24 protein-coding genes are annotated in these 22,646 nt (G+C 71.9%); 14 read left to right on the top strand and 10 right to left on the bottom strand.

Translation table 11 applies throughout. The annotated features are described in order from the left end of the window. Window positions 1-34 precede the first annotated feature (34 nt). On the bottom strand, window positions 35-718 hold the full coding sequence (locus tag D0Y53_RS07030; RefSeq protein WP_117202492.1) for a type 1 glutamine amidotransferase domain-containing protein: 684 nt from the start codon (window positions 716-718) through the stop codon (window positions 35-37). 177 nt (window positions 719-895) lie between these two features. On the opposite strand from D0Y53_RS07030, the gene D0Y53_RS07035 reads away from it, so the two are divergent. Together D0Y53_RS07035 and D0Y53_RS07040 are read left to right on the top strand one after the other, a co-directional pair. Then, on the top strand, window positions 896-2,572 hold the full coding sequence (locus tag D0Y53_RS07035) for a TIR domain-containing protein (RefSeq protein WP_158550600.1): 1,677 nt from the start codon (window positions 896-898) through the stop codon (window positions 2,570-2,572). Window positions 2,573-2,937: 365 nt separating this feature from the next. Beyond that, the gene (locus D0Y53_RS07040; protein WP_117202494.1) at window positions 2,938-4,737 is read left to right on the top strand and encodes a putative bifunctional diguanylate cyclase/phosphodiesterase; all 1,800 of its coding nucleotides are present in this window, start codon (window positions 2,938-2,940) and stop codon (window positions 4,735-4,737) included. 19 nt (window positions 4,738-4,756) lie between these two features. Here D0Y53_RS07040 and D0Y53_RS07045 read toward each other — a convergent pair whose 3' ends face one another. Beyond that, on the bottom strand, window positions 4,757-5,527 hold the full coding sequence (locus tag D0Y53_RS07045) for a 3-oxoacyl-ACP reductase (RefSeq protein WP_117202495.1): 771 nt from the start codon (window positions 5,525-5,527) through the stop codon (window positions 4,757-4,759). Window positions 5,528-5,710: 183 nt separating this feature from the next. On the opposite strand from D0Y53_RS07045, the gene D0Y53_RS07050 reads away from it, so the two are divergent. Together D0Y53_RS07050 and D0Y53_RS07055 are read left to right on the top strand one after the other, a co-directional pair. After that, window positions 5,711-7,540: a DegV family protein gene (locus tag D0Y53_RS07050; RefSeq protein ID WP_158550601.1), complete on the top strand. Its 1,830-nt coding sequence runs from the start codon at window positions 5,711-5,713 to the stop codon at window positions 7,538-7,540. Window positions 7,541-7,619: 79 nt separating this feature from the next. Continuing rightward, window positions 7,620-8,246: a glycerol-3-phosphate acyltransferase gene (locus D0Y53_RS07055; protein ID WP_158550602.1), complete on the top strand. Its 627-nt coding sequence runs from the start codon at window positions 7,620-7,622 to the stop codon at window positions 8,244-8,246. 90 nt (window positions 8,247-8,336) lie between these two features. Here D0Y53_RS07055 and D0Y53_RS07060 read toward each other — a convergent pair whose 3' ends face one another. The 6 genes from D0Y53_RS07060 to D0Y53_RS07085 all read right to left on the bottom strand — a co-directional run bounded on the left by D0Y53_RS07060 (window position 8,337) and on the right by D0Y53_RS07085 (window position 14,400). Further along, window positions 8,337-10,061, bottom strand: coding sequence for a cbb3-type cytochrome c oxidase subunit I (locus D0Y53_RS07060; RefSeq protein WP_233511695.1), 1,725 nt, complete (start codon window positions 10,059-10,061; stop codon window positions 8,337-8,339). After that, window positions 10,058-11,026, bottom strand: coding sequence for a c-type cytochrome (locus D0Y53_RS13220; RefSeq protein ID WP_117202498.1), 969 nt, complete (start codon window positions 11,024-11,026; stop codon window positions 10,058-10,060). The genes D0Y53_RS07060 and D0Y53_RS13220 overlap by 4 nt, the downstream gene beginning before the upstream one ends. Beyond that, window positions 11,023-11,292, bottom strand: coding sequence for a hypothetical protein (locus D0Y53_RS07070; protein WP_199492015.1), 270 nt, complete (start codon window positions 11,290-11,292; stop codon window positions 11,023-11,025). Before D0Y53_RS07070 ends, D0Y53_RS13220 begins: the two co-directional genes overlap by 4 nt. A gap of 267 nt (window positions 11,293-11,559) precedes the next feature. Next, window positions 11,560-12,789 (bottom strand): MFS transporter, encoded by a 1,230-nt coding sequence (locus tag D0Y53_RS07075; RefSeq protein WP_117202499.1) that lies wholly within the window; start codon window positions 12,787-12,789, stop codon window positions 11,560-11,562. Between the two features lie 292 nt (window positions 12,790-13,081). Continuing rightward, a complete protein-coding gene (locus tag D0Y53_RS07080) occupies window positions 13,082-14,032 on the bottom strand; it encodes a PLP-dependent cysteine synthase family protein (RefSeq protein ID WP_117202500.1) in 951 nt (316 codons plus the stop codon). 20 nt (window positions 14,033-14,052) lie between these two features. After that, complete coding sequence (locus D0Y53_RS07085; RefSeq protein ID WP_117202501.1) at window positions 14,053-14,400, bottom strand: carboxymuconolactone decarboxylase family protein; 348 nt, start codon at window positions 14,398-14,400, stop codon at window positions 14,053-14,055. 319 nt (window positions 14,401-14,719) lie between these two features. Between D0Y53_RS07085 and D0Y53_RS07090 the strand changes: the two genes are divergently transcribed. The 6 genes from D0Y53_RS07090 to D0Y53_RS07115 all read left to right on the top strand — a co-directional run bounded on the left by D0Y53_RS07090 (window position 14,720) and on the right by D0Y53_RS07115 (window position 17,860). After that, entirely contained in the window at window positions 14,720-14,959 is a 240-nt protein-coding gene (locus D0Y53_RS07090; protein ID WP_117202502.1) for a hypothetical protein, read from the top strand. 118 nt (window positions 14,960-15,077) lie between these two features. Continuing rightward, the gene (locus tag D0Y53_RS07095; protein ID WP_117202503.1) at window positions 15,078-15,344 is read left to right on the top strand and encodes a DksA/TraR family C4-type zinc finger protein; all 267 of its coding nucleotides are present in this window, start codon (window positions 15,078-15,080) and stop codon (window positions 15,342-15,344) included. An 84-nt stretch (window positions 15,345-15,428) separates the two neighbouring features. Continuing rightward, window positions 15,429-16,019 carry a DUF3011 domain-containing protein gene (locus D0Y53_RS07100; RefSeq protein WP_117202504.1) on the top strand — a complete coding sequence of 197 codons (591 nt, stop codon included), beginning with the start codon at window positions 15,429-15,431 and terminating at the stop codon, window positions 16,017-16,019. Window positions 16,020-16,710: 691 nt separating this feature from the next. Next, entirely contained in the window at window positions 16,711-17,187 is a 477-nt protein-coding gene (locus tag D0Y53_RS07105; protein WP_117202550.1) for a YbhB/YbcL family Raf kinase inhibitor-like protein, read from the top strand. A 55-nt stretch (window positions 17,188-17,242) separates the two neighbouring features. Beyond that, window positions 17,243-17,581, top strand: a complete 339-nt coding sequence (locus tag D0Y53_RS07110; RefSeq protein WP_117202505.1) for a zinc ribbon domain-containing protein YjdM — start codon at window positions 17,243-17,245, stop codon at window positions 17,579-17,581. Window positions 17,582-17,629: 48 nt separating this feature from the next. Then, window positions 17,630-17,860 (top strand): hypothetical protein, encoded by a 231-nt coding sequence (locus D0Y53_RS07115; protein WP_117202506.1) that lies wholly within the window; start codon window positions 17,630-17,632, stop codon window positions 17,858-17,860. A gap of 1 nt (window position 17,861) precedes the next feature. Here the strand turns inward: D0Y53_RS07115 and D0Y53_RS07120 are convergent, their stop codons facing one another. Continuing rightward, on the bottom strand, window positions 17,862-18,641 hold the full coding sequence (locus tag D0Y53_RS07120) for a lipoate--protein ligase family protein (protein WP_117202507.1): 780 nt from the start codon (window positions 18,639-18,641) through the stop codon (window positions 17,862-17,864). Continuing rightward, window positions 18,638-18,958, bottom strand: a complete 321-nt coding sequence (gene lplB, locus D0Y53_RS07125; protein WP_233511696.1) for a lipoate-protein ligase small subunit — start codon at window positions 18,956-18,958, stop codon at window positions 18,638-18,640. Before lplB ends, D0Y53_RS07120 begins: the two co-directional genes overlap by 4 nt. Before the next feature lie 102 nt (window positions 18,959-19,060). On the opposite strand from lplB, the gene D0Y53_RS07130 reads away from it, so the two are divergent. The 4 genes from D0Y53_RS07130 to D0Y53_RS07145 all read left to right on the top strand — a co-directional run bounded on the left by D0Y53_RS07130 (window position 19,061) and on the right by D0Y53_RS07145 (window position 22,640). Further along, a complete protein-coding gene (locus tag D0Y53_RS07130; RefSeq protein WP_117202508.1) occupies window positions 19,061-20,071 on the top strand; it encodes an LLM class flavin-dependent oxidoreductase in 1,011 nt (336 codons plus the stop codon). A gap of 25 nt (window positions 20,072-20,096) precedes the next feature. Beyond that, window positions 20,097-20,306, top strand: a complete 210-nt coding sequence (locus D0Y53_RS07135) for an oxidoreductase-like domain-containing protein (RefSeq protein ID WP_117202509.1) — start codon at window positions 20,097-20,099, stop codon at window positions 20,304-20,306. 48 nt (window positions 20,307-20,354) lie between these two features. Next, window positions 20,355-20,720 (top strand): DUF6164 family protein, encoded by a 366-nt coding sequence (locus D0Y53_RS07140; protein ID WP_117202552.1) that lies wholly within the window; start codon window positions 20,355-20,357, stop codon window positions 20,718-20,720. A 228-nt stretch (window positions 20,721-20,948) separates the two neighbouring features. Continuing rightward, complete coding sequence (locus D0Y53_RS07145) at window positions 20,949-22,640, top strand: diguanylate cyclase (RefSeq protein WP_158550603.1); 1,692 nt, start codon at window positions 20,949-20,951, stop codon at window positions 22,638-22,640. Window positions 22,641-22,646: the final 6 nt, after the last annotated feature.

Genomic DNA, 22,646 nt, shown 5'->3' on the forward strand with positions numbered 1-22,646 from the left:
GCGGCATGCGCGATCGGACGAGTGGCTCCCGGGCTCAGCCGCGCTGCAGCAGCGCCAGCACCGCATGCGCCGCCGGCGCCGAGGACGCCGGGTTCTGTCCGGTGACCAGGTTGCCGTCGCTGACCACATGCGCCTGCCAGTCGTCCTGCTTCGAATAGCGGCCGCCGTTGTGCCGGAGCATGTCCTCGACCCGGAACGGCACCACCGCGCTCAGGCCCACGGCCGCTTCCTCGGTGTTGGCGAAGCCGGTGACCGCCTTGCCTTGCACCAGCGGCGCACCGTCGGGACGCCTGGCGTGACGGAACGCGGCCGGGGCGTGGCATACGGCGGCGACCGGCTTGCCGGCCGCGTAGGCGGCTTCGATCAGGGCGATCGAGTCGCGGTCCTCGGCCAGGTCCCACAGCGGGCCGTGCCCGCCGGGATAGAACACGGCGTCGAAGCTGGCGTCGGCGACATCGCACAGGCGCAGCGTCGCGGCCAGTGCGGCGCGCGCGGCAGCGTCGTCGCGGAAACGCGCGGTGGCGGGCGTCTGCGCATCGGGCGCGTCGCTGCGGGGATCCAGCGGCGGCTGCCCGCCGGCGGGCGAGGCCAGGGTGACCTCGGCGCCGGCGTCGCGGAACACGTAGTACGGCGCGGCGAATTCCTCGAGCCAGAAACCGGTCTTCTCGCCGGTCGCGCCGAGCCGGTCGTGCGAGGTCAGCACCATCAGGATCTTCATCGGACATCCCCGGTCGGACTAATGGAGGGTAGGCAGGCGGACGCTAACCACCAGTGACGGCGCCGCGGCGCGGCGCTCGCCGTGCGGCCGTCGGCCCGACATTGCCTTGCGCTGCCGGGAGTATGCTCGCCGGGCCGGATGGGGAAGCGGCGACCGCTGCGGTTGAGGTTCCCCGACATGGCCGATGTCTTCGTTTCCTACTCCCGCCGCGATCGTGCCCGGGTCGCGCCGCTGGTGGCGGCGATCGAAGCCCGGGGCTGGTCGGTGTGGTGGGATCCGGAGATCGCGCCGGGGCAGGAGTTCGACCGCCTGATCGATGCGCAGCTGGCCCAGGCCCGCGCCGTGCTGGTGGTCTGGAGCGCCGATTCGGTCGCCTCGCGCTGGGTACGCGGCGAGGCGCGCGAGGCCGCCGAGCGCGGCATCCTGGTGCCGGTGCGCTTCGACGGCGCGACCTTGCCGCTGGACGTGCGCGCGCTGCACACCATCGACCTGGAGGATGCCGACGTGCACGCGGCGGGCCCGCCGCTGCAGGACATGCTGCGTGCGCTCGCGGCGTTGATCGTGCGCCCGGCCGCACCGGCGCCGCCGGTGCCGCCGTCCTCTGCCGTCGCCGCGGCGGACCGGCCCGCGCCAGCGCTCGCGGAGCTGCCGCCGGTCCCCGTCGGCATGCCCGAGCGCGTCGACATCTGCGTGCTGCCGTTCGCCAACCTGGGCGGCGACCCGGAGCAGGCGTCGCTGGGCGACGGCATCACCGAGGACATCATCACCGAGCTCTCGCGCTGGCGCCTGCTGGCGGTGCGCTCGCGCACGGCCTCGTTCCGCTACCGCGACGCCGCCGTCGACGTGCAGCAGGTCGCGCGCGAGCTGCAGGTGCGTTTCATCGTCGAAGGCAGCGTGCGGCGCATGGGCGAGCGCATCCGCATCACCGCGCAGCTGATCGACACCGGCACCGGCGCCCACATCTGGGCGGAGAAGTACGACTGCGACCTGGCCGAGATCTTCGCGGTCCAGGACCAGGTGGTGCGCACCATCGTCAGCACCCTGGTGGGACGGGTGCGGGTGGTCGACGCGGAACGCGCGCGGCGCAAGCCGGCGGCGAGCCAGGCGGCCTACGAGTACGTGCTGCGCGGCAACATCCTGCCCTGGAGCGATCCGGCGGGCGTGGCGGAAGCCACGCGCCTGTTCGAGAAGGCGATCGAGGTGGACCCCGGCTACGGCCTGGCCTACGCCATGCTCGCGGCGATGCGCGCCGGGCAGTGGTACGACGAGCAGCGCGACCCCGCCGCTGCCGACGCCCTGCTGCAGCAGGCCTACGCGCTGGCGCAGCGCGCGGTGGAACTCGACGAGCACGAGAGCACCTGTTTCTCGATCCTGGCCCAGGTCTGCCTGCAGCGGCGCGCCTACGACCTGACCCTGCAGTACGCGCGGCGCGCGATCGAGCTCAACCCGAACAACCAGTGGAACATCGCCGACATGGGCCTGATGCTGGTCTATCTCGGCCAGGCCGAGGAGGCGCTGGACTGGTTCCGCCGCGCCCGCGAGATCGATCCCTATTTCGACCCGCCCTGGTACTGGCGCTCGCTCGGCCAGGCGTACATGGTCTTGCGGCGCGACAGCGAGGCGCTGGCGATGTTCGACCGCATCCCCGTGCGCCAGTACCGCGTGGCCGCGCTGCGCGCCGCCTGTCACGCGCGGCTGGGCGACAGCGACCGTGCCCGGCGCGAGGCCGCCGACTGCGTGGCGCTGAAGCCGGAGTTCTCGAGCGCCCGCTTCATGAGCAAGGAGCCGTTCCGCAATCCCGACGATGCCGCGCAGCTGGCCGACGCCCTGCGGCGGGCGGGATTGCCGCCCTGAGCCGATGCGGCAATCGGCCCGGCCGGCGCTGGCACGCACGCTCCGACGGCGCCGGTGCGGCGATCGCTTCAGGCGGCTCGCGGCCGCTGCGTCGTCCGTGCACGTGCGGTGACGATGCGCCCGCCCGGACCGCCGTTTTTTCCGCGACGCGTCGATGCATCCGCCGGCTGGCCTGCGGCGACGGGGGTGGCCGTTGTCTGCACCGCGCAGGGTCGAGCGACGAACCCGACGCGTGGCCCGGGCGGCGGTGCCCCGGCCGGTTGGTGCGCGGCTTGCGAGGATTCCCGCCGGAATTCCCGCGCGGTCCGCGGACGCGCTGCCCGGAGCCGGAGGCTCCGCAGGCCGGCGACGAACGGAGACCCGCGATGGCCGTGAACCCGCCTTCGGGCAACGAACCGCCGCCGGTGCCGTCCGGCGGCGGCGGCGCGCGGGAGCAGCGCGCGCCGACGCTGCAGGTGATCTTCGACACCATCGAGGACATCGTCTACCTGATCGACGTGCTGCCGGACGGCTACCGCTTCGGCGCGGTCAATGCCCGCTTCCTGGAGGCCACCGGGCTGACCGCCGCGCAGGTGATCGGGCGCCGGGTCGAGGAGGTGTTCCCGGAACCGTCGCTGGGCCTGGCCCTGTCGCATTACGCGCAGGCCGCCGCGTCCGGCCAGCCGATGTACTGGGAGGAGATCGCGCGCTTCCCTGCCGGCGAGCGTTACGGCGAGGTGATGGTGGCGCCGGTGTTCGACGCCGACGGACGCTGCGTGCAGCTGGTGGGCACCGTGCACGATGTCACCGGGCGCCGCAGCACCGAGCAGAAGCTGCACCGGCTGGCGCACTACGACGCCCTGACCGGACTGCCCAACCGGCGCTACGCCACCGAGTGCCTGGAACGCGAATGCCGCGCGGCGATCGAGCAGGGCCACAGTCTGGCGCTGCTGTACCTGGATCTGGACCGGTTCAAGTACGTCAACGACACCCAGGGCCATTCGATGGGCGACGAGTTGCTGCGTCAGGTCGCCGAGCGGATCCAGGCCTGCACCCGCAGCTGCGACATCGTCGGCCGCTTCGGCGGCGACGAGTTCGGCGTGATCGCGCCGATCGCCCGCCACCCGCAGGACGCCGCGGCCCTGGCCCGGCAGCTGACCGAGGCGATGCGGCATCCGTTCCTGTTGGGCGAGGCGATGGCCGTGGTCACCCTGAGCATCGGCATCGCGGTATGCCCGGAGGACGCCTGCGACGCCGAGGCGATGATGCGCTACGCCGACACCGCGATGTACCACGCCAAGGCCGCGGGCCGGAACGCGTACCGCTTCTTCACCCCGAAGATGAACCAGTGGGCGCAGGAGCGGCGGGAGCTGGAAGCCGCGCTGCGCCAGGCGGTCGAACGCGAGCAGTTCGTGCTGCATTACCAGCCGCAGGTCGATCTGCGCAGCGGCCGCTGGACCGGGGTGGAGGCGCTGCTGCGCTGGCAGTGCCCGGACCGCGGCGAGGTGGAGCCGGCGGATTTCATCCCGGTGCTGGAGCAGACCGGACAGATCGTCGCCGTGGGCCGCTGGGTGATCGCCCAGGCCTGCCGGCAGCTGCAACGCTGGCGCCGGGCCGGGATCGAGGGGCTGAGCGTCTCGGTCAACATGTCCGGGCGCCAGGTCCCGCCCGACGCCCGCCGCGATGCCGAGGGGTTTCCCACCGGCCTGCCGAGCTGGGGCGACAGCGAGATCTGCGAATACGTCGAGCGCTGCCTGCGCGATTTCCAGGTCGAGCGCGGCGCGCTGAAGCTGGAGCTGACCGAAACCACGCTGATGTCCGATGCCGAAAACACCATCGTCCTGCTGGCCCGGCTCAAGGCGCTGGGGCTGAAGATCCTGGTGGACGATTTCGGTACCGGCTATTCCAGCCTGGCCTACCTCAAGCGCCTGCCGATCGATGCGCTGAAGATCGACCAGGCCTTCGTCCGCGACCTGGGCCATGACGAGGAAGACCGCGAGATCACGCGCGCCATCATCCGCCTGGCGCACAGCCTGGGCCTGCGGGTGATCGCCGAGGGCGTGGAAGACCGCCAGCAGCTGCAGTTCCTCAAGGACGAGGCCTGCGACCTGGCGCAGGGCTTCTACTTTTCCGTGCCGGTGCCTGCCGATACGCTGGCGCAGCTGTACCACAGCAGCCGGCACTGACCGCGCGCGGCGGGGCGGCTCAGTCCTTGACCAGGCCGCCGTCCACCACCAGGTTCTGGCCGGTCACCGCGCGCGCCCACGGCGAGGCGAAGAACAGCACCGCGTCGGCGAATTCCTCCGGCGTGGTGACGTGCCGCAGCGGCGTGCCCGCCGCGATCAGGTCGAAGATCGCCTCGGGCGTGGCGGCGCTGGCGTCGGTACTGCGCAGCAGCCCACCGGAAACCATGTTGACGGTGATCCCGGCCGGTCCCAGGTCGGCGGCCATGGTGCGCGTGAGCGACAGCAGCGCCGCCTTGGCCGCGGTGTAGTCGTGGTAGGGCACCACCGGGTTCTGGAACAGGTTGGTGCCGATGTTGACGACCCGCCCGAAACCGCCTTCGCGCATGCCGGGCACGGCCGCCTGGATGGTGTTCAGGGCGCCGCGCACGCTGCCGCGGAACTGGGCGTCGAATTCCTCCCACGCGATCGCCTCGGCGCCGGAGCGGGCGTCGCCGTTGAAGGAAAAGTCCGCCAGGGCGTTGTTGATCACGGTCGTGACCGGGGTCCGGAAATGCGCGCGGGCGGCGGCCAGCATCGCCGCGACCGCGGCCGGGTCGGTGACGTCGGCCTGCAGCGCCAGCGCGCGCCCGTCGCCCAGTTGCGCGCACAGCGCTTCGGCCGGGGCGCGACTGGCGCGGTAGTTGACGACCACGCGCGCACCGGCGGCGGCGAAGGCGCGGGCGATGGCATGGCCCAGCCCGCGCCCGGCGCCGGTGACCAGCACGATCTGTTCGGACAACGTCGGGGACATGGCTTGCTTCCGGGCGGGGAGAGGGGTTGGCGCGGAGCGCGGAGGGGGCATCCCCATCCCGGTTGCGGCACCGGGCCGCGCGAGGTGCATGGTACCGGCCCGTCGTCGCCGGCGCGGGCCCGCGGATTGATCTGGATCAGCGCACCCTGTTTTTGGCCGCGGCATGCGGCACACTGGCCCGCAATGAATGCCATCGTCCTCGAGCGCACCGCGCTGCGCATCCGCGGTGCGGGCCTGCGCCGCGCGCTGATCGCCGGCGCCCGCCGGGTCATCGCCGACCGCGACACCCTCAACCGCATCAACGTGTTCCCGGTCGCCGACGGCGATACCGGCAGCAACCTGGCCTTCACCCTGGGCAGCGTGCTGACCGGCGCGCTGAGCCGCCGGGCGGGCGGCGTGGGCGAGCTGCTGCGGCGGGTGAGCGAGGATGCCATCGACGGCGGCCGCGGCAATTCCGGCGCGATCCTGGCGCAATTCCTCACCGGGGTCGCCGGCGAGATCGGCGGGCACGTGGCGGTCGCGCCCGCGCACCTGGCCAGGGCCGTGCGTGCCGGCGCGCATTCGGCGCGCCAGGCGGTGGCCGAGCCGCGCGAAGGCACCATCCTCAGCGTGATCGCCGCGTTCGCCGAGGCGCTGGAGCCGCACGAAGACGTGCTCGACGTGCGTGGCTGGTTCGCCGCGGCGCTGGTGCAGGCGCGGCGCGCGCTGGCACGCACGCCGCAGCAGCTGCCGGTGCTGCAGAAGGCGGGCGTGGTGGACGCCGGCGCACAGGGGTTCGTCGACCTGCTGGAAGGGATCGACGCGTTCCTGGCCGGCGGCGACAACGCGATCGCGGCACCGCAGGTCGACGCCATGCCGGACGCCGAGGCCGATCTCGACGCGGCGCGCGCGCACGAGGAACTGCTCGACGCCGACCCGGCGCACCGCTGGTGCAGCGAGTGCCTGCTGCTGGGTGCGGGCCTGGAGCCGGCGGCGCTGCGCACCGCGATCGCGCAGCTGGGCGCCTCGTGCGTGGTGGTCGCCGGCTCGCACGCGCGGCTGCGCGTGCATGCGCACGTCGCCGATCCGCAGGCGCTGTTCGCGCTGGCGGCGCGTTTCGGGCGGGTGGAGGCGACCAAGGCCGACGACATGCGCGCGCAGGCGCGGACCGCGGCCGGCGCCGGCGGCGTGGCGGTGGTGACCGACAGCTCCGCCGACCTGCCCGAGGGCGTCGCCGAGGCGCTGAACATCCATGTGGTGCCGCTGCGGCTGAACTTCGGCGACCAGGATTACCTGGACAAGATCGGGCTGACGCCGGCGCAGTTCTACCGCAAGCTGCGCGAGGCGCCGGTGCTGCCGCGCACCAGCCAGCCGCCGCCGGGGGATTTCCGCCGCCAGTTCGAATTCCTGCTCTCGCATCACCCCGCGGTGGTGTACCTGGGCGTGGCGCGCGCGGTTTCGGGCACCATCCAGTCGGCCGAGACCGCGGCCCAGCGCGGCCATCCCGAGCGTACCTTCGTCTTCGATACCGCCAACGCCGCCGGCGGCCAGGCGTTGCTGGCGATCGCCGCCGCCGAGGCGGCCCAGCGCGGCGAGGATGCGGCCGCGATCCTCGCCCGGCTGCAGGCGCTGCGGCCGCGCACGCTGACCTTCGCGATGGCGCGCGACCTGGCCATGGCGGTGCGCGGCGGGCGGCTGCCGGCCTGGGGCAAGCCGCTGGTGCAGGCGCTGCGGCTGACCCCGATCGCCCGGCTCAAGGGCAGCGGCAAGCTGGGCCTGGTCGGCGGGCTGTTCGGCTCGCGGCGGGTCCCGGAGCGGTTCGCGCGTTACGTGGCCCGGCGCGTGGATCGCGGCCGGCGCTGGCGCGTGGTCGTGGGCCATTGCGACGCCGCCGCCGACGGCGAGGCGCTACTGCGCAGCGTGCGCGGGTTGCTGGACTGCGCGCAGGCGTGGCTGGTGGAAACCGGTCCGGCGATCGGCGCGCACGCCGGGCCGGGTACGCTGGTGCTCAGTCTGCAGCCGGCGGACATCTGAGCGCGCGCGGCGACATCGTAGCGCGCCCGGGTGCGGACGACCCGCGCACGCCGGGCTGGGCATTCCTGGAGACCTGCCCGTGAATTTCGCTTTGGTGCTGCTCGCGTATCTGCTCGGTTCGCTGTCGGGCAGCCTGCTGCTGGGCCGGTTGCGCGGCGTGGACATCCGCACGCTGGGCAGCGGCAATGCCGGTGGCAGCAACGCGTTGCGCACCCAGGGTGCGTGGTTCGCGCTGGGGACGGTGATCGTGGACGTCGGCAAGGGCGCGTTGGCCGCGTGGCTGGCGCTGCGCCTGCTGCCGCCCGCCGCATCTTCGGCGTGGCTGTATGCCTGCGCGCTGGCCGCAGTGGCGGGGCACGTGTGGCCGCTGTTCCACGGCTTTCGCGGCGGCAAGGGCGCGGCGACGCTGGCCGGCACGCTGGCCGTGGTCTGGCCGGGCGCGTTGGCGCTGGTGCTGGCGGTGTGGCTGCTGAGCTTGGCCGTCGGCGGCTACGCGAGCGTGTCCACGCTGTTGGCCGGACTGGCGCTGGCGCTGCTGGCGTTGCTGAGCGGGGCCGAATGGCCGCGGCTGGCGTTCGCCGTGGCGGCTGCGGCGCTGTTGCTGTACACGCACCGCGCCAACCTGGCGCGCCTGCGTGCGGGCAGCGAGTCGCGCTTCGAACGGGCCCGCGTGCTCGGGCGCTGGTGGGCGCGCCGCGGCGATTGAGCCGGCGGCACCGGTTGCGGGAATTGCGTCAGGTCCGCGCGCCTGCCGCCCCGCAACCGTGCGGAACGGCAGGCGCCGACCCTCCCAGGGTTAGGCCGTCTGCCCGAGCGCGTAGGCGCCGGCGTCGGCTGCGGGCGCGGGCTCCTGCGCCCGCGCGCCCATCGATGCCAGGAAACGCCAGACGAACAGCAGGGTCACCAGCAGCAGGCCGGGGTAGCCGATCGAGGCCAGCAGGTAGGGCAGGGTCGGGTTGCCGGCCTGCACGCTGGCCAGGTTGAAGCTGAGCAGGCCGAAGGTGATGACCGCGCCGAAGAACCACATGCCCAGCAGCCACAGGCCGGTCTCGTAACCGGTGAGGTAGCGGCTCCAGCCGGTCACCGCCTGCACCCCGTTGGCGGGCGCGTGCGGATCGGCGTAGCTCGCGGCGGCCGGCGTGGCGGCCTCGGACGGCACGCGGTGGCCCAGGGTGATCAGGTCGTACACGATCAGGCCCGTGCCGACCAGGAACACGGTACCGAACACCGGCACCAGCGCCTTGAAGAAGCCCATCGCCGGATAGATGTCGCCGCCGAACCAGTCCAGCCCCAGGGTGCGGTAGGCGAACACCTGCATGGTGCCGCCCAGGGCGAAGGCGAACGACATCCCCAGCATGCCGACGAACACCAGCCAGAACGCCAGCCGGCCCAGCCGCTCGTCGTAGCCTTGCAGGTTGCGCATCAGCGGCACCGCGTAGTACGCCGAGGCGATCCCGAGCATGCCGAAGGTGCCGAACAGCGCCAGGTGCGCGTGGCTCGGCGTGACCCAGGTGCCGTGCGACCAGACGTTGGTCAGGGCGAAGGTCATGGTGAAGCCGAGGATGCCGGCGCCGACCTGTTCGAGCACCACCGAGCCGAGGATGAAGTAGAACGCCGGGGCGTTCTTCAGCGGCCTGCGGTCGTGGTGCGCGTCCAGGTAGATGTGCCAGAAGCAGAAGATCAGCGGCAGCGGTTCCAGCGCGCTGAACAGCGAGCCCCAGAACTGCCAGAACTCCGGCGTGCCGATCCAGAAGTAGTGGTGCGCGTTGCCGATCAGGCCCGACAGCCACACCAGCGAGATGCCCCAGAACACCGCGTAGCCGACGCTCTTGACCTTGGCGTCGAACATCAGCACCAGCAGGAAGCCGACCAGACTGATGTGGATCACTTCCCACACGCCCTCGACCCAGTAGTGGACCACGTACCAGCGGAAGTACTCGCTGACGTCCTGACGCTCGATGAAGAACAGGCCGAAGATCCACACCAGGGTGAGCGCGATCACGCCCAGCGCCAAGCCCCAGTGGATCTCGTTCCACTCCTTGCGCGGCGGGAAGGTCTTGAGCACCACGTAGGTCAGGATCGAGAAGCCGATCAGGATCACCACGTCGGCGGCGCGGCCGGCCTCCAGGTACTCGAGCCCTTCATGGAACCACGGCTGCCCCAGCCACCAGCCGGCGATGCCGAAGCGTGCCAGGAACTGCGTCGCGACGTTCCAGATCACCACCGCCAGCAACGCGTAGAACAGGAACTTGATCAGTCCCGGCGCGGCCAGCTCGCGCTTGGACAGCAACGGCCCGACGAACAGGATGGTGCCGATGAACCCCGACAGGATCCACAGGATGCCGAGGTTGAGGTGCTCGGTGCGGGCGACGTTGAAGTTGAGCTTGCCGGCCAGCAGCGCCGGGTCGACGTGCTGCAGCGACAGGAGCAGGCCGAACACGACCTGGACGAAGAACAGCACCAGCATCAGCATGAAGAAGCGCATGCTCAGGCGCTGGGTTTGGTACTGGATCTGGATCATTGCCCGTCTCCCGACAGAGTGCGGATGTAGGCGACGATGGCGTCGACCTGGTCGTCCTTGAGCATGGTGGCGTAGGACGGCATGGTGCCGGCGACGTGGCCGGCGACGATCTTGGCGTCGGGCTGGCGGATCGACTCTGCCAGGAAGGCGTCGTCGGCCAGCACGCTGCTGCCGTCGGTCAGGGCCACCTGCGAGCCGTACAGGCCGCCCCAGCCCGGACCGACCAGCTTGGAGCGGTCGAGCGCATGGCAGGAGGTGCAGGCGTATTCCTTCACGATCTCCGCGCCTTGCGCGGCCGGATCGGCGCTTGCGACCGACGCGGCGGCGGCCGGTGCCTCGGCGGCACTGGCGCTGGCGATGCCCGGGATCGGCTTGGCCAGCGGCGATTTCAGGCCATCGACCTTGGGCTTGGGCGGCCAGCCCTCGGTATTCATCTCCGAGGTGTACTTGAAGAACGCGATCAGCTGGCCGACCTGTTCGCTGGTGAGCGGCAGGTTGGGCATGAAGGTCGTGCCGCCGCCACGGCGCTGGATGCGCTCGGCCGCGCCGGGATAGCGCTTGAGGTATGCGTCCAGGTCGCCGGTGCCGCTGGCGGCGATCTGCTCGGGCTTCTGCAGATGGACCTGCAGGGCCGGGCCGGTCGGCCAGCCGCCGGCCGACGGCAGGAACGCCGCCAGCCACGCCGGACCCGCCTGCTCGTAGACGTTGGTCAGATCCGGGCCCAGGTAGGCGCCGTTGCCCAGCAGGGTGTGGCAGCCCATGCAGTTATAGGCCTGGAACACGCGTTTGCCCTGCACCGCGTCGTAGGAGCCGTAGGTCACGGCGTCGGGCACGACCTGGTTGCGCGACTTCAGGAACGAGGCCGCGGACAGCAGGATGAAGATGATCGCCATGGCGCCGAGGGCGCCGAACGCCATGCGGCGCTTGTGCCCTTCCTCGCAAGGCTTGCCGGGTCCGCAGCTCATGGCCGTCCCTCCGTACCGTTGCCGGAAGCCCGGGCCTGGGCCGCTTCCGCGTGCTCGAGCGCGTCGTGCTCGAACAGGGTGTGGATAGCGACCATGAAGGCGTAGAAGACGTACACCGACAGCGCGAAGCCGACGACGAAGTAGACGCCCCACAGCAGACGCGACTCGGGCCAATACTGGAAATCCCGCCAATAAGGCCAGGACAACAGCAAGGCGACCGTGCTGGCCACGATCGAGAGAACCAAGTCTATGGTGCGTTTTCGCATGCCGAATCCCCGTGAGAAAAGCTGCCCGTACGTCGATTGCCGCCCCGGATTCCGGGACGTGCAAGACCCCCACGACAAATTACGGCGTCGCCGCGCCGGGAGGCTTGACTTGAGTCAAGCGCATGCGGGATGCATGCAGTCCGCGGCCACATGCGCGGTCGATAGGCCGTGCGAAGGGCCTGCGTCTGCGTGCAAGGAGTGGCCGCAACGGTCGGTGCGCGGCGCGGTATCCCCCCAACCCAGCGGGGCGTGCGGATGCGGCGACCGTTACCCGCGCGCGGCACGGCCCCGCTGCCGTCGCGCATGCGCGAGCAGCGTCAGCGTCGCGATCGCCGCGAAGCCGGCGCCGGCAAGGAACGTGGCGCGCGAGCCGAACGCATCCCACAGGCCGCCGGCCAGCACGCTTGCCGCCAGCAGCGCCAGGCCGCCGATCAGGTTGAACACGCCGAATGCGGTGCCGCGCAGGTCGGCCGGCGCCGCGTCGGCGATCAGGGTCGCCAGCAGGCCCTGGGTCATGCCCATGTGCAGTCCCCACAGCAACACGCCCAGTGCCAGCCCGCCAAGGCCGTGCAGCAGCGCGAGCGCCAGGTCGGACAGCACCAGCACTGCCACGCCCCACGCCAGCAGCCGGGTGCGGTCGACGCGGTCGGCCAGCACCCCGACCGGATACGACGAGAACGCATAGACCAGGTTCAACCCCACCAGCACCAGCGGGATCAGCGCCAGCGCCAGCCCGAGCTCTTGTGCGCGCAGCACCAGGAACGCCTCGCTGAAGCGCGCCAGGGTGAACAGCGCGGCGATCGCCACCACGCCCCAGTACCGCGGCGGCAATCGCGCCAGGTCGGCGCGCGACAGTGGTGTGCGCACGCGGCGGCCGTCTCCGCGCTCGGCGACGTCGTGCACGCCGAACACCACCAGCGCGAACGCGGCGAACGCGGGCAGCACCGCGCACCAGAACACCAGCGGAATGTCGTCGGCCGTCAGCCACATCAACCCGATCGCCAGCGCCGGGCCGAGGAACGCGCCGGCGGTGTCGAGCGCCTGGCGCAGGCCGAACGCGGCGCCGCGCAATCCGGCCGGGGCGAGGTCGGCGATCAGCGCATCGCGCGGTGCGCCGCGGATGCCCTTGCCGATGCGGTCGACGAAACGCGCAGCGACCACCCAGCCGACCGTGGTCGCCAGCGGGAACACCGGCTTGGTGAACGCCGCCAGCCCGTAGCCGATCGCCACCAGCAGCTTGCGCCGCCGCAGCCAGTCCGACAGCGCGCCGGAGAACACCTTGACGATCGATGCGGTGGCCTCGGCGATGCCCTCGATGAAGCCCACCGCCAGGGCCGACGCCCCGAGCGTGGTGACCAGATAGACCGGCAGCAGCGCGTGGATCATCTCCGAGGAGGTGTCCATCAGCAGCGACACGAACCCCAGCGCCCAGATCCCCGGCGGGATCCGCCGCCACGCCGAAGGGGTGCCGGGAGCGGTATGGTCGGCCTTGCCCATCGAGTCTCCCGGTCGGGATCAAGTGGCACCGCAGCGATGGCGCCGCGACGCTCGTCCGCGATCGGTCGTCGCAGGCCTGCGCGACGATACTCCGCCCCGGGAGCGTGCGCTGTGGATGCGGCCGCGCGCTCCCGAGCGATCCCCGCCGATCCGGGGCGCGTTGCCGGCGGCGAGCCGGGCAGTGCGGAGCCTGGCGCGGGCCGGAAGCGGACCTGTCCGTACGGGCGGCGGAGAGGGCGGCGCAGGCAAGCGGCGCGCTTGATCGCCAAGGCCCGCTCTGCGGCGGCGCCGCTCAGCCGAAGTGTTCGGTCCTGACCGCCTTGGCTTCGGGCTGCATGAAATATTCGTGCAGGTATTTCTCGCCCTTGTCGCAGAACGCGGTGACCACGGTGCGCAGTTCGGGGAAGCGCTCGCGCACGCGCCGGGCGGCGAGCAGGTGGGCGCCGGAGCTGGGGCCGCAGAACAGGCCGTGGCGGCGTGCCAGCTGCCGCATCGCCGCGACCGCGTCCTCGCTGGACACGCTGAGGAAGTCGTCCACCAGTTCCGCATGGCGCTGGAAGATGCCGGGCACGAAGCCGTCGGAGATGCCTTCGATGGTATGGGTGGCGATCTCGCCGCACAGGATGGTGCGCGATTCGCCCGGCTCCATCGCGAACAGCCGCACCTGCGGGTTGACCGCGCGGAACGCCTGGCCGACCCCGATCAGGGTGCCGCCGGTGCCCACGCCCAGCACCAGCGCATCGGGCAGCCGGCCGTCGGGCAGTTGCGCCAGGATCTCCGGGCCCAGCACCAGCCGGTTTTCCTCGACGTTGACCTCGGACTCGAACTGGCTCGGGCAGAAGAAGCCGGGCTGGCGGCCCAGTTCGCGCGCGCGCTGCAGCGCCTGGTCGACGTGGAAGTTGCCGCAGAATTCGACTTCCGCCCCGTAGGCGCGCGAGATCGCCACGCGCTCGCTGGACAGGCCTTCGGGCATCACCACCCGCATGCGGTAGCCCTTGACCGCAGCCACCAGCGCCAGCGCGTTGCCGGTGTTGCCGCTGGTGGCTTCGACGATGGTGTCGCCGGGCTTGAGCAGGCCGTCGCGCTCGGCGCGCTCGATCATGTATTTGGCGATGCGCGCCTTGATCGAGCCCGACGGGTTGAGGAATTCGAGCTTGGCGAAGACGCCCTCGACCTCGACCAGCGGGGTGTCGCCGATCGCATCGAGGATGTCGGCGGAAACGCCGGTGTAGCGGATCGACACGGTGCTGCGCTCCTGCCGGTTCAGCCGGCCTGCTGCTCGTGCGCGTGCTGCATCACGTCCAGCGCCAGCGCCGAGTGCGCGTAGGCGCCGCCGGCGCGCATTTCCGCGGCGACCCAGATCGCTTCCATGATCTGCTGCTCGCTGGCGCCATGCTTGAGCGCCGCGGCGGTGTGGCCCTTGATGCAGTACGGGCACTGGGTCACGTGCGCCACCGCCACCGCGATCAGCTGCTTGGTCACGCCCGGCAGCGCGCCGTCGGCGAACACCGCGGCGCTGAACGCCTTGAACGCCTGCAGCGGTTCCGGCGCCAGTTCGCGGCGCTTGTGCGCCAGTGCGGCCGTGGCCTGCGGATAGAGCGACGAATCCATGGATGCCTCCTCGGGTGCTTCGGGCCGGCGGTCGCGCGGCGGAACGGCGCGGATGCGCGGGCAACGGCCCGCTCACCAGCGTGCGGCAGCGAGGCCGCGGACGCGCTGACCCAGATCAAGCGGCGATGCGGCCGATGCTGCGCGTTCTGCCGTGGCACCACCGCCCGCCCATGCTACGCGGTTTTCTCGTCGGGCTCGAAGCGCATGACGCGACTTGCGACGCAGCTCCGACGCTTGACCGAAATCAGGGTCGCCGCCGCCGCGGCGCCGGACAATCGCGGGGTCGGGTCGCCAGGGCGCCCGCCGCGAGGACTTGCACATGGAGTTCCATATCACGATCGCCGGGGCACTGCCCGATCCGGGCGCGGTCGAGGATGCGATCCGCGAACTGGACCCGGCCGCACTGGCCGATGCCGATCCGGCCGGACGGATGTTGCGGGTGGCGACGTCGGTCAATGCGGCCGAGTTGGTGACGCTGCTCAACCGCGCCGGTTTCCCGATCGCGCCGCAGCAGGTGGAGCAGTTACCCTCGATCTGCTGCGGCGGTTGCAGCGGGTAGCGGTCGCCGGTTGCGGCGCGCCCCCGAGGGGCGGCGGTTTCCGCGTCTGCCGGGGGGTTGGCGCGGCTTCACGCGCGCGGCGCTATGCTCCGCCGCGATCCCTCTTGCGGAGACCGCGATGGCTACCGGCTGGGCCGGCGACAACGCCGTACAGGACCAGATCGACGCGACCGTCGAGGACGCGGTCAAGCGCGCCCGCAGCCAGTTGCCGCAGGGCCCGGGGAGGACGCATTGCGAGGAATGCGATGCGCCGATTCCCGCGGCGCGGCGCAAGGCGATGCCGGGCGTGCGCCTGTGCGTACCCTGCCAGCAGGCGCGCGACCGCGAACAGGGCGCCAATGCCGGCTACAACCGCCGCGGCAGCAAGGACAGCCAGCTGCGCTGAGGCGTCGGTGCGCCCGTGTCCCGCTTAGCCGGCGCTCATGATCGCGCTGGCATTGTCGCGACAGCGGCAAACCTGGAGGCGGCCATGAACGGCATCCTGCGAATGGGCACGGTAGTCGGCGCGCTGGCGCTGGCCGGCTGCGTGGGCTACGGCTACCCGGGCTACGGCGGTTATCCGTCCGGTGGCGGTTATCCCGGCGGGTACTACCCGGGCTCCGCGGTCCCGACCTATCCGGGTAGCGGTTACGGCTACGGCAGCGTCGTCCGCTGCGAATCCCGCGATGGACGCCTGCGCTACTGCGACGCGGACGTGCGCGGCGGCGTGCGCCTGAGCCGGCGCCTGTCGCGGACGGACTGCATCCGCGGACACAACTGGGGCTACGACGATCGCGGCATCTGGGTGACGCAGGGGTGCCGCGCGGAGTTCGTGACCGGCGCGGGTTACGGCTCCGGTTACGGTTCCGGATACGGGCGTCCGGACGACCGCGGCGGCCGGATCGTGCGCTGCGAATCCAGCGACGGCCGCGAACGCTATTGCGACGTGCCGATCCGCGTGCGCGCCGAACTCGTCCGCCAGCTCTCGCGCACGCGCTGCGTGCAGGGCCGCAACTGGCGCTGGGACCGCGGCGGGATCCGGGTGACCGGCGGCTGCCGCGCGGAGTTCCGCGTCTACTGAGCGCCGTTGTGCCTCGCTTCTGCAGGAAAGGCGGATAAAAAACGAGGCGTTCGTATGTTCCCGGCTTCGGCAGGAGTCGCCGCCCGGCGGGCTGGGGGTGCTGCGCCCTCCTGACGACATCCTGTCTTTAAGTCGGGGCATGGACCATGGGTGGCTTGCGCTCGTGTGATCGGCTTCGGGCGGAGTCGCCGCCCGGCAGGCTGGGGGTGCTGCGCCCTCCTGACGACCTCCTGTCTTTAAGTCGGGTCGTGGACCCTCCATGGTCCACTCTCCGCACCCCCAGCCCGCCGGGCGGCGACTTCGCGAGCTTGGAGTCCGTCGCTTCGGGCTTTTTTCTGCGGGCGCCAACTCACCTGCCAGAAGCCGGTGGCCCGGCCTGTGCGGGACCGTCGGCGGCATGGATGCCGCCGAGGAGCCTACAGGGACGTATTCACGGCGTGTCCGGCACAGGCCGGGCCGCCGGCTTCCCCCGCAAAGGTTTCCGCACTTGAAGTGTTTTCACGGCGTGTCCCGTAAAGACAGGAGTACGGGTTTCACCCCGCGCAGATTCCCGCGTCCCGGAGAAGAACCTAGAATTGATGGGTGCGACTGCGAGGTGCTGGCCATGGCCGCAGGTGGTCCGATCGTGCTGGCTGCGCTGCTCGCCGTGTTCGCGAACGGCCCCGCGGACAGCGGGGAAAAGGAGGGCGCCATGTCCATGGTCCTGACTTCACCGGCGTTTGCGGCGCATGCCGCGATCCCCGCGCGCCATACCTGCGACGGCGTGGACGTATCGCCGCCCCTGCGCTGGTCCGGAGTGCCGGCGGCGACCCGGAGCCTGGCCCTGGTCGTGGACGATCCGGATGCGCCCGATCCCGCCGCGCCGCAGCGCACCTGGGTGCACTGGGTCCTGTACGACCTGCCGCCGACGAGCGCGGGCCTGGCCGAAGGCGTCGCCGCGGCGCAGCTGCCGCCGGGCACGCGCCAGGGCAGCAACGACTGGCACCGCAGCGGCTACGGCGGGCCGTGCCCGCCGATCGGACGGCATCGCTATTTCTTCCGGCTGTACGCGCTCGACAGCGTGCTGCCGGACCTGCGGCAACCGGACAAGGCGCGGCTGCTGGCGGCGATGGAAGGCCATGTGCTGGCGCACGCCGAACTGGTCGGCACCTACCAGCGTGGCGACTGACCCGGCCGGCGCGCGCGCCGCCTATAATCCGCGCCCCGCCGACGGAACCGACGCCATGCCCGGAATTCCCGCCTGCCCGCAATGCGGCCTGCCCAACACCTACGCCGACGGCGACATCCACGTCTGCGCCGATTGCGGCCACGAGTGGCCGGGCGCGGTCGCCGAGACTGCCGCCGTTGCCGCGACCCGGGACGTCAACGGCAACGTCCTGGCCGCCGGCGACAGCGTCGTGGTGATCAAGGACCTGAAGGTCAAGGGCACTTCGATCCCGCTCAAGCAGGGCACCGTGATCCGCAATATCCGCCTGGTCGAGGACGATCCGGAGCACATCGAAGGCAATTCGGACAGGATCAAGGGACTGGTGCTGAAGACCTGCTTCCTCCGCAAGGGCTGAGCGCGCGCCGCAGGCTTCCCCGCACGACCGATCACCGAGGACACGCCGATGCTCCGCACGACCTTGTTAGCGATTCTCGCCGCGGCGCTGGCCGGCGGCTGCGCTACGGCCGATACCCGCGGCTGGAGCGGTTCGGGGGCGACGCCGTTCGACCAGGCGCAGGCGACCTGCACGGCGGAGGCCGCGCCGCGGCCGGCAGGCACGGCGCGCGAGGCCGCGTTCGAGGCCTGCATGGCCGGGCATGGCTGGCACCGGCCGGGAGCGGTGCCGGCGCCTTAGTTCAGGGCACGATCGCGGTCCATTCCGGAGTCGCGAACTTGTCCCGCGCCAGCGCCTGCGCGCGTGCCAGCTCCTGCGGGCGCAGGGCGTCGGCGGTGAGCCCGCCGTGACGGCTGCGGAAGCTTTCGATCAGGCAGGCGATCACCTCCTCGCGCGCCAGTCCGGTCTGGCTGCGCAGCGGATCGACCCGCTTCTGCGCACTGGCGGTGCCCTTGTCGGACAGCTTCTCGCGGCCGATGCGCAGCACTTCCAGCATTTTCGTGGCGTCGATGTCGTAGGCCATGGTGACGTGGTGCAGCACCGCCTTGCCACGCCGCGCCTGCGCCGCGCCTGCGATCTTGCCGGCCGGGGAGGTGATGTCGTTGAGCGGCTGGTACCAGGCCTGGATTCCCAGGGTGCCGAGCGCCTCGATCACCCAGCCGTCCATCAGCGCGTAGGCCTGCTCGAAGGTCATGTCCTCGACCATCGACAGCGGCGCGAAGATCGAATAGGTGATGGTGTTGCCCGGTTCGATGAACATCGCCCCGCCGCCGCTGATTCGGCGCACCACCTCGATGCCGTGGCGCTGCGCGCCCTGGGCGTCGACTTCGTTGCGCAGCGACTGGAAGCGGCCCATCACCACCGAGGGCCCGGCCCACTCCCAGATCCGCAGCGTCGGCAGCCGGCGGCCTGCGGACACTTCGTCCAGCAGCACCTCGTCCAGCGCCATGTGCAGGGCCGGGGATTGCGGCTCGGCGTGGATCAGTTGCCAGTCGTGGTCGTGCCAGCTGCTGCGGCTCACGCGGTTGCTCCATCGGTTTCCAGGGCCCGCAGCACCGCGACGGCGACCGCCTCCGGGGTGATCCCGAACAGTCGCACCTCCGCTCCCAGGGCGACGCGCACCGCGGCGGCGAGCAGCGCTTCGTTGGCGTCGGCCGGCAGCCCGAGCAGGGCGGCGTTGATCGTGTCCAGCGCGGTGTCCGGCTCGAGGAAGAAATCGCCGCTGACCTGGACCTGGGCCAGGCGCCCGTCGGCGACCGCGAGGTCGGCTACCACCAGCTTGCCGCCCGGAACCTTGTATTCGCCGTGCAGGGGCGTCCGTATCGTTGTGGCTTCCATCGGCGCAGTTTACCGGCGCGGCGACGGAAAAACGCGGACAGGACCGTGGAATTTCGTGGCCGGCGTCCCCATCTTGTCGACTCCCGGCTTGCGGAACCATCGATGCCCGCGCTTTCCATCCTCGACTTGGCGCCGATTGCCCAAGGCAGCGACGCCCGCCGCGCGTTCGCCAACAGCCTCGACCTGGCCCGGCAGGCCGAGCGCCTGGGCTACCGCCGCTTCTGGCTGGCCGAGCACCACAACATGCCGGGCATCGCCAGCGCCGCGACCGCGGTGCTGATCGGCCACATCGCCAACGGCACCACCCGCATCCGCGTCGGTGCCGGCGGAATCATGCTGCCCAATCATTCGCCGCTGCAGGTGGCCGAACAGTTCGGCACGCTGGCGTCGCTGCACCCGGGCCGCATCGACCTCGGCCTCGGCCGCGCGCCCGGCACCGACCAGGCCGCGGCGCACGCGCTGCGCCGCTATTACCGGAACGCCGACGACTTCCCCGCCGACGTGGCCGAACTGCTGCGCTATTTCGAGCCCGTGCAGGACGGGCAGCCGGTGCGCGCGGTGCCGGGTGCGGGTCTGGACGTCGAGACGTGGATCCTCGGGTCGAGCCTGTTCGGCGCGCAGCTGGCGGCGGCGCTGGGGCTGCCGTACGCCTTCGCCTCGCACTTCGCACCGGATGCGCTGGAGGATGCGCTGGCGCTGTACCGGCGCCAGTTCCGGCCATCGCCGCGGCTGTCGCATCCGCACGTGATGCTGGCGCTGAACGTGGTCGTCGCCGACAGCGACGCCGAAGCGCGGCGCCTGTTCACCACCCAGCAGCAGAGTTTCGTCGACTTGCGCCGCGGCCGGCCCGGGCCGGTGCCGCCGCCGCTGGCGTCGGGAGAGGCCATCGCTGCCTACTGCACGCCGGCGGAGAAGGCCGGCGTCGACCGCGCACTGGCTTGTGCGGTGGTCGGCGCGCCGGCGACCGTGCGCGCGGGCATCGCCGCTTTCGTCGCCCGCCATCGCCCCGACGAGCTGCTGCTGACCGCCAACATCTTCGACCATGCCGCGCGCATGCGTTCCTTCGCGCTGGCGATGCAGGCCTGCGCCGAAGACGGCGCCGACGCCGGGTAAGGGCAGGCGCAGCGCGAGGACAACGATGAACGAAGCCAACCCGAACCCGTCCACTCCGGCCCCACCGGCCGACCCGCCGCCGCGGCGCCCGGCCGAGCCGGATCCGGCCGACTGCTGTGGCGGCGGCTGCGTGCGCTGCGTGTACGACCTGCACGACGAGGCGCTGGCGCGTTACGAGGCTGCGTTGGCGGCCTGGCGCGCGCGCCACGGCGGGGCCGCGCCGCCCGACGCCTGAGCGCCGGGTGCCGGCCCGGCCGCTCCGCCAACGGCTATGATCGGTCGCATGCCGAAGCTGCTGCTCAACCTGCGCAACGTGCCCGACGACGAAAGCGACGAGGTGCGCGCGCTGCTGGACGACAACGGCATCGAGTTCTACGAAACCCTGCCCAGCCGCTGGGGCATCTCCCACGGCGGAATCTGGGCCGCCCGCGACGAGGACGCGGCCCGGGCCGAGCGATTGCTGGCCGACTACCAGCACACCCGCCGCGAACGCGCGCGGGCCGAGCATGCCGCCGCGGTGCGCGCCGGAACCGCGGAGACCTTCGCCACGCTGCTGCGCCGCGAACCGCTGCGGGTGCTGCTGGCCGTGCTCGGAATCCTGGCGGCGCTGGCGCTGGTGGCGCTGGTGCCGGTGCTGCTGTGGCGCTGAGCGCGCGGGCGAGGTCGGTGCGTTTGCGGCATTGATCCGCGGGTCTCGGCGACCCGGACGCGATCCGCAGCGGCCGCCGGCGACACCGGGATTGCGGAGCGGCCTGGCCGCGCCGGCGGGCAGGCGCGTGCGCTCGCGCGGCCAGGGACCAATGGCCGATGCCGGCCGTCGCCGTCCTTCGCTACCCTTGGCCGCATGATCGGTTTCCGGCTCCGCCGCGGAAGTCGCGTGCACGCGCTTCCGGGCGACATCCGTGCGCGCGCGCGGACATGGGTGTGGCTGCTGTTGCTGGCGCTGGCGCTGGCCGCCAGCCCGCTGCCCGGAACGGCCGCGGACCTGCCGCTGCAGGGCGGCTGGCGTGCGGCCGTGGCCGGCGAGCAGGCTGGCGACGTGACACGGGCGGATCCGCAACTGCGGCATTTCGATCCGGTGCGCCTGCAGACCTTCGCCGCCGGCGAGGCAGGGAGCTGGGTGCTGTTGTGGCCCGCGCAGGGCGACTGGCCAGCGCCGCCGTTCGTGCTGCAGGCGCGCGGCGCCGGGCTGCAGACGCTGCGATTCCATCCCCCGGGTGGCCCAGCGCGCAGCGCACGCGCCACCCGCGTCGACCCGCGCGCCTGGCCCGGACACGGCCGCCTGGTTTTTCCGGTCGCCGTCGCGCCCGCACCGGGGCAGCCGCTGCGCCTGCACGTGGACAGCCGCGGCGTGATCGCCGCGCCGATGACCTTTGCCGTCCTGCCCCCGGCCGCCTACCTGCGCGCCGACGCGCGCTGGCTCGCCTTCGCCAGCGCCTGTCTGGCGATCATGGCGGCGATGGGCCTGATGGCGCTTTTTTTCGCGCTGCGGTTGCGCGATCCGACGTTCGTGCATTACGCGGCGTTCGTGCTGGCCTACGCGCTGATCCTCGGCCTGCAGACCGGCTACCTGTTCGAACCGCTGGGCTGGCAATGGCTCGCCGGCCCGCTGCGCGGCGTCGCGCGGGTCGCGACCGCGGCCTCGGTGCTGTTCGCGATCCTGTTCGCCGATCGTTTCGCCAACCTGCGCCGCTACCTGCCGCGCGGGCGTCGGCTGCTGCTCGGCTATGCCGCGCTGATCGTCGCGGTCGGCGCGACCGGCCTGCTGCCCGGGCTCGGCGCGCTGGCCCGGGTGCTGACCAATCCGCTGCTGGTGCTGGGCGGGCCGTTGCTGCTGGCCGCCAGTGCGCTCGCGGCCTGGCGCGGCTCGCGGTATGCGCGCTTCTTCCTGCTCGGCTGGACACCCTTGCTGGCGGTGACGGTCGCCGGCAGCCTGCAACCGTACGGCATGTTGCCGGCCTGGACCTGGATCGGCGACGCGGCCCTGGCCGCCGGTGCGTTCGAGGCGCTGGTGCTGTCGCTGGGCCTGGCCGACCGCACCCTGGCGTTGCGCCGCGATCGCGACCAGGCCCGTCGCCTGGCCGATCTCGATCCGCTGACCGGCCTGTACAACCGCCGCGCCTGGAGCGAGCGTCTGCTGGCGCTGGAAACGGCGATGCGGCGCCAGGGCCGGCCGCTGTCGCTGCTGTTCCTCGACCTGGACCGGTTCAAGCAACTCAACGACCGCCTCGGCCACGAGGCCGGCGATGCCGCCCTGCGCGCGACAGCCGGGATCATGCGCGGCGAACTGCGCGAGCAGGACGAGGTGGGCCGCTACGGCGGCGAGGAGTTCGTGGTCGCGCTGCCCGACGCCGATGGCGCGCACGCGCTGCAGGCCGCCGAACGCATCCGCAGGCGCCTGCAGCAGCGGGCGGGGGAGGACGTCGGCGGCGCCACCCCGACGGCCAGCATCGGCGTGGCGATGCTGCAGCCGGGCGAGGACCTGGCGTCGCTGATCGCCCGTGCCGATGCGGCGATGTACGCGGCCAAGGCGGCCGGGCGCAACCGCGTGGTCCTGCATCCGGGCTGAGGCGAT

The sequence above is a fragment of the Cognatiluteimonas weifangensis genome, assembly GCF_003416885.1.
GTDB classification, from domain to species: Bacteria; Pseudomonadota; Gammaproteobacteria; order Xanthomonadales; family Xanthomonadaceae; genus Cognatiluteimonas; species Cognatiluteimonas weifangensis.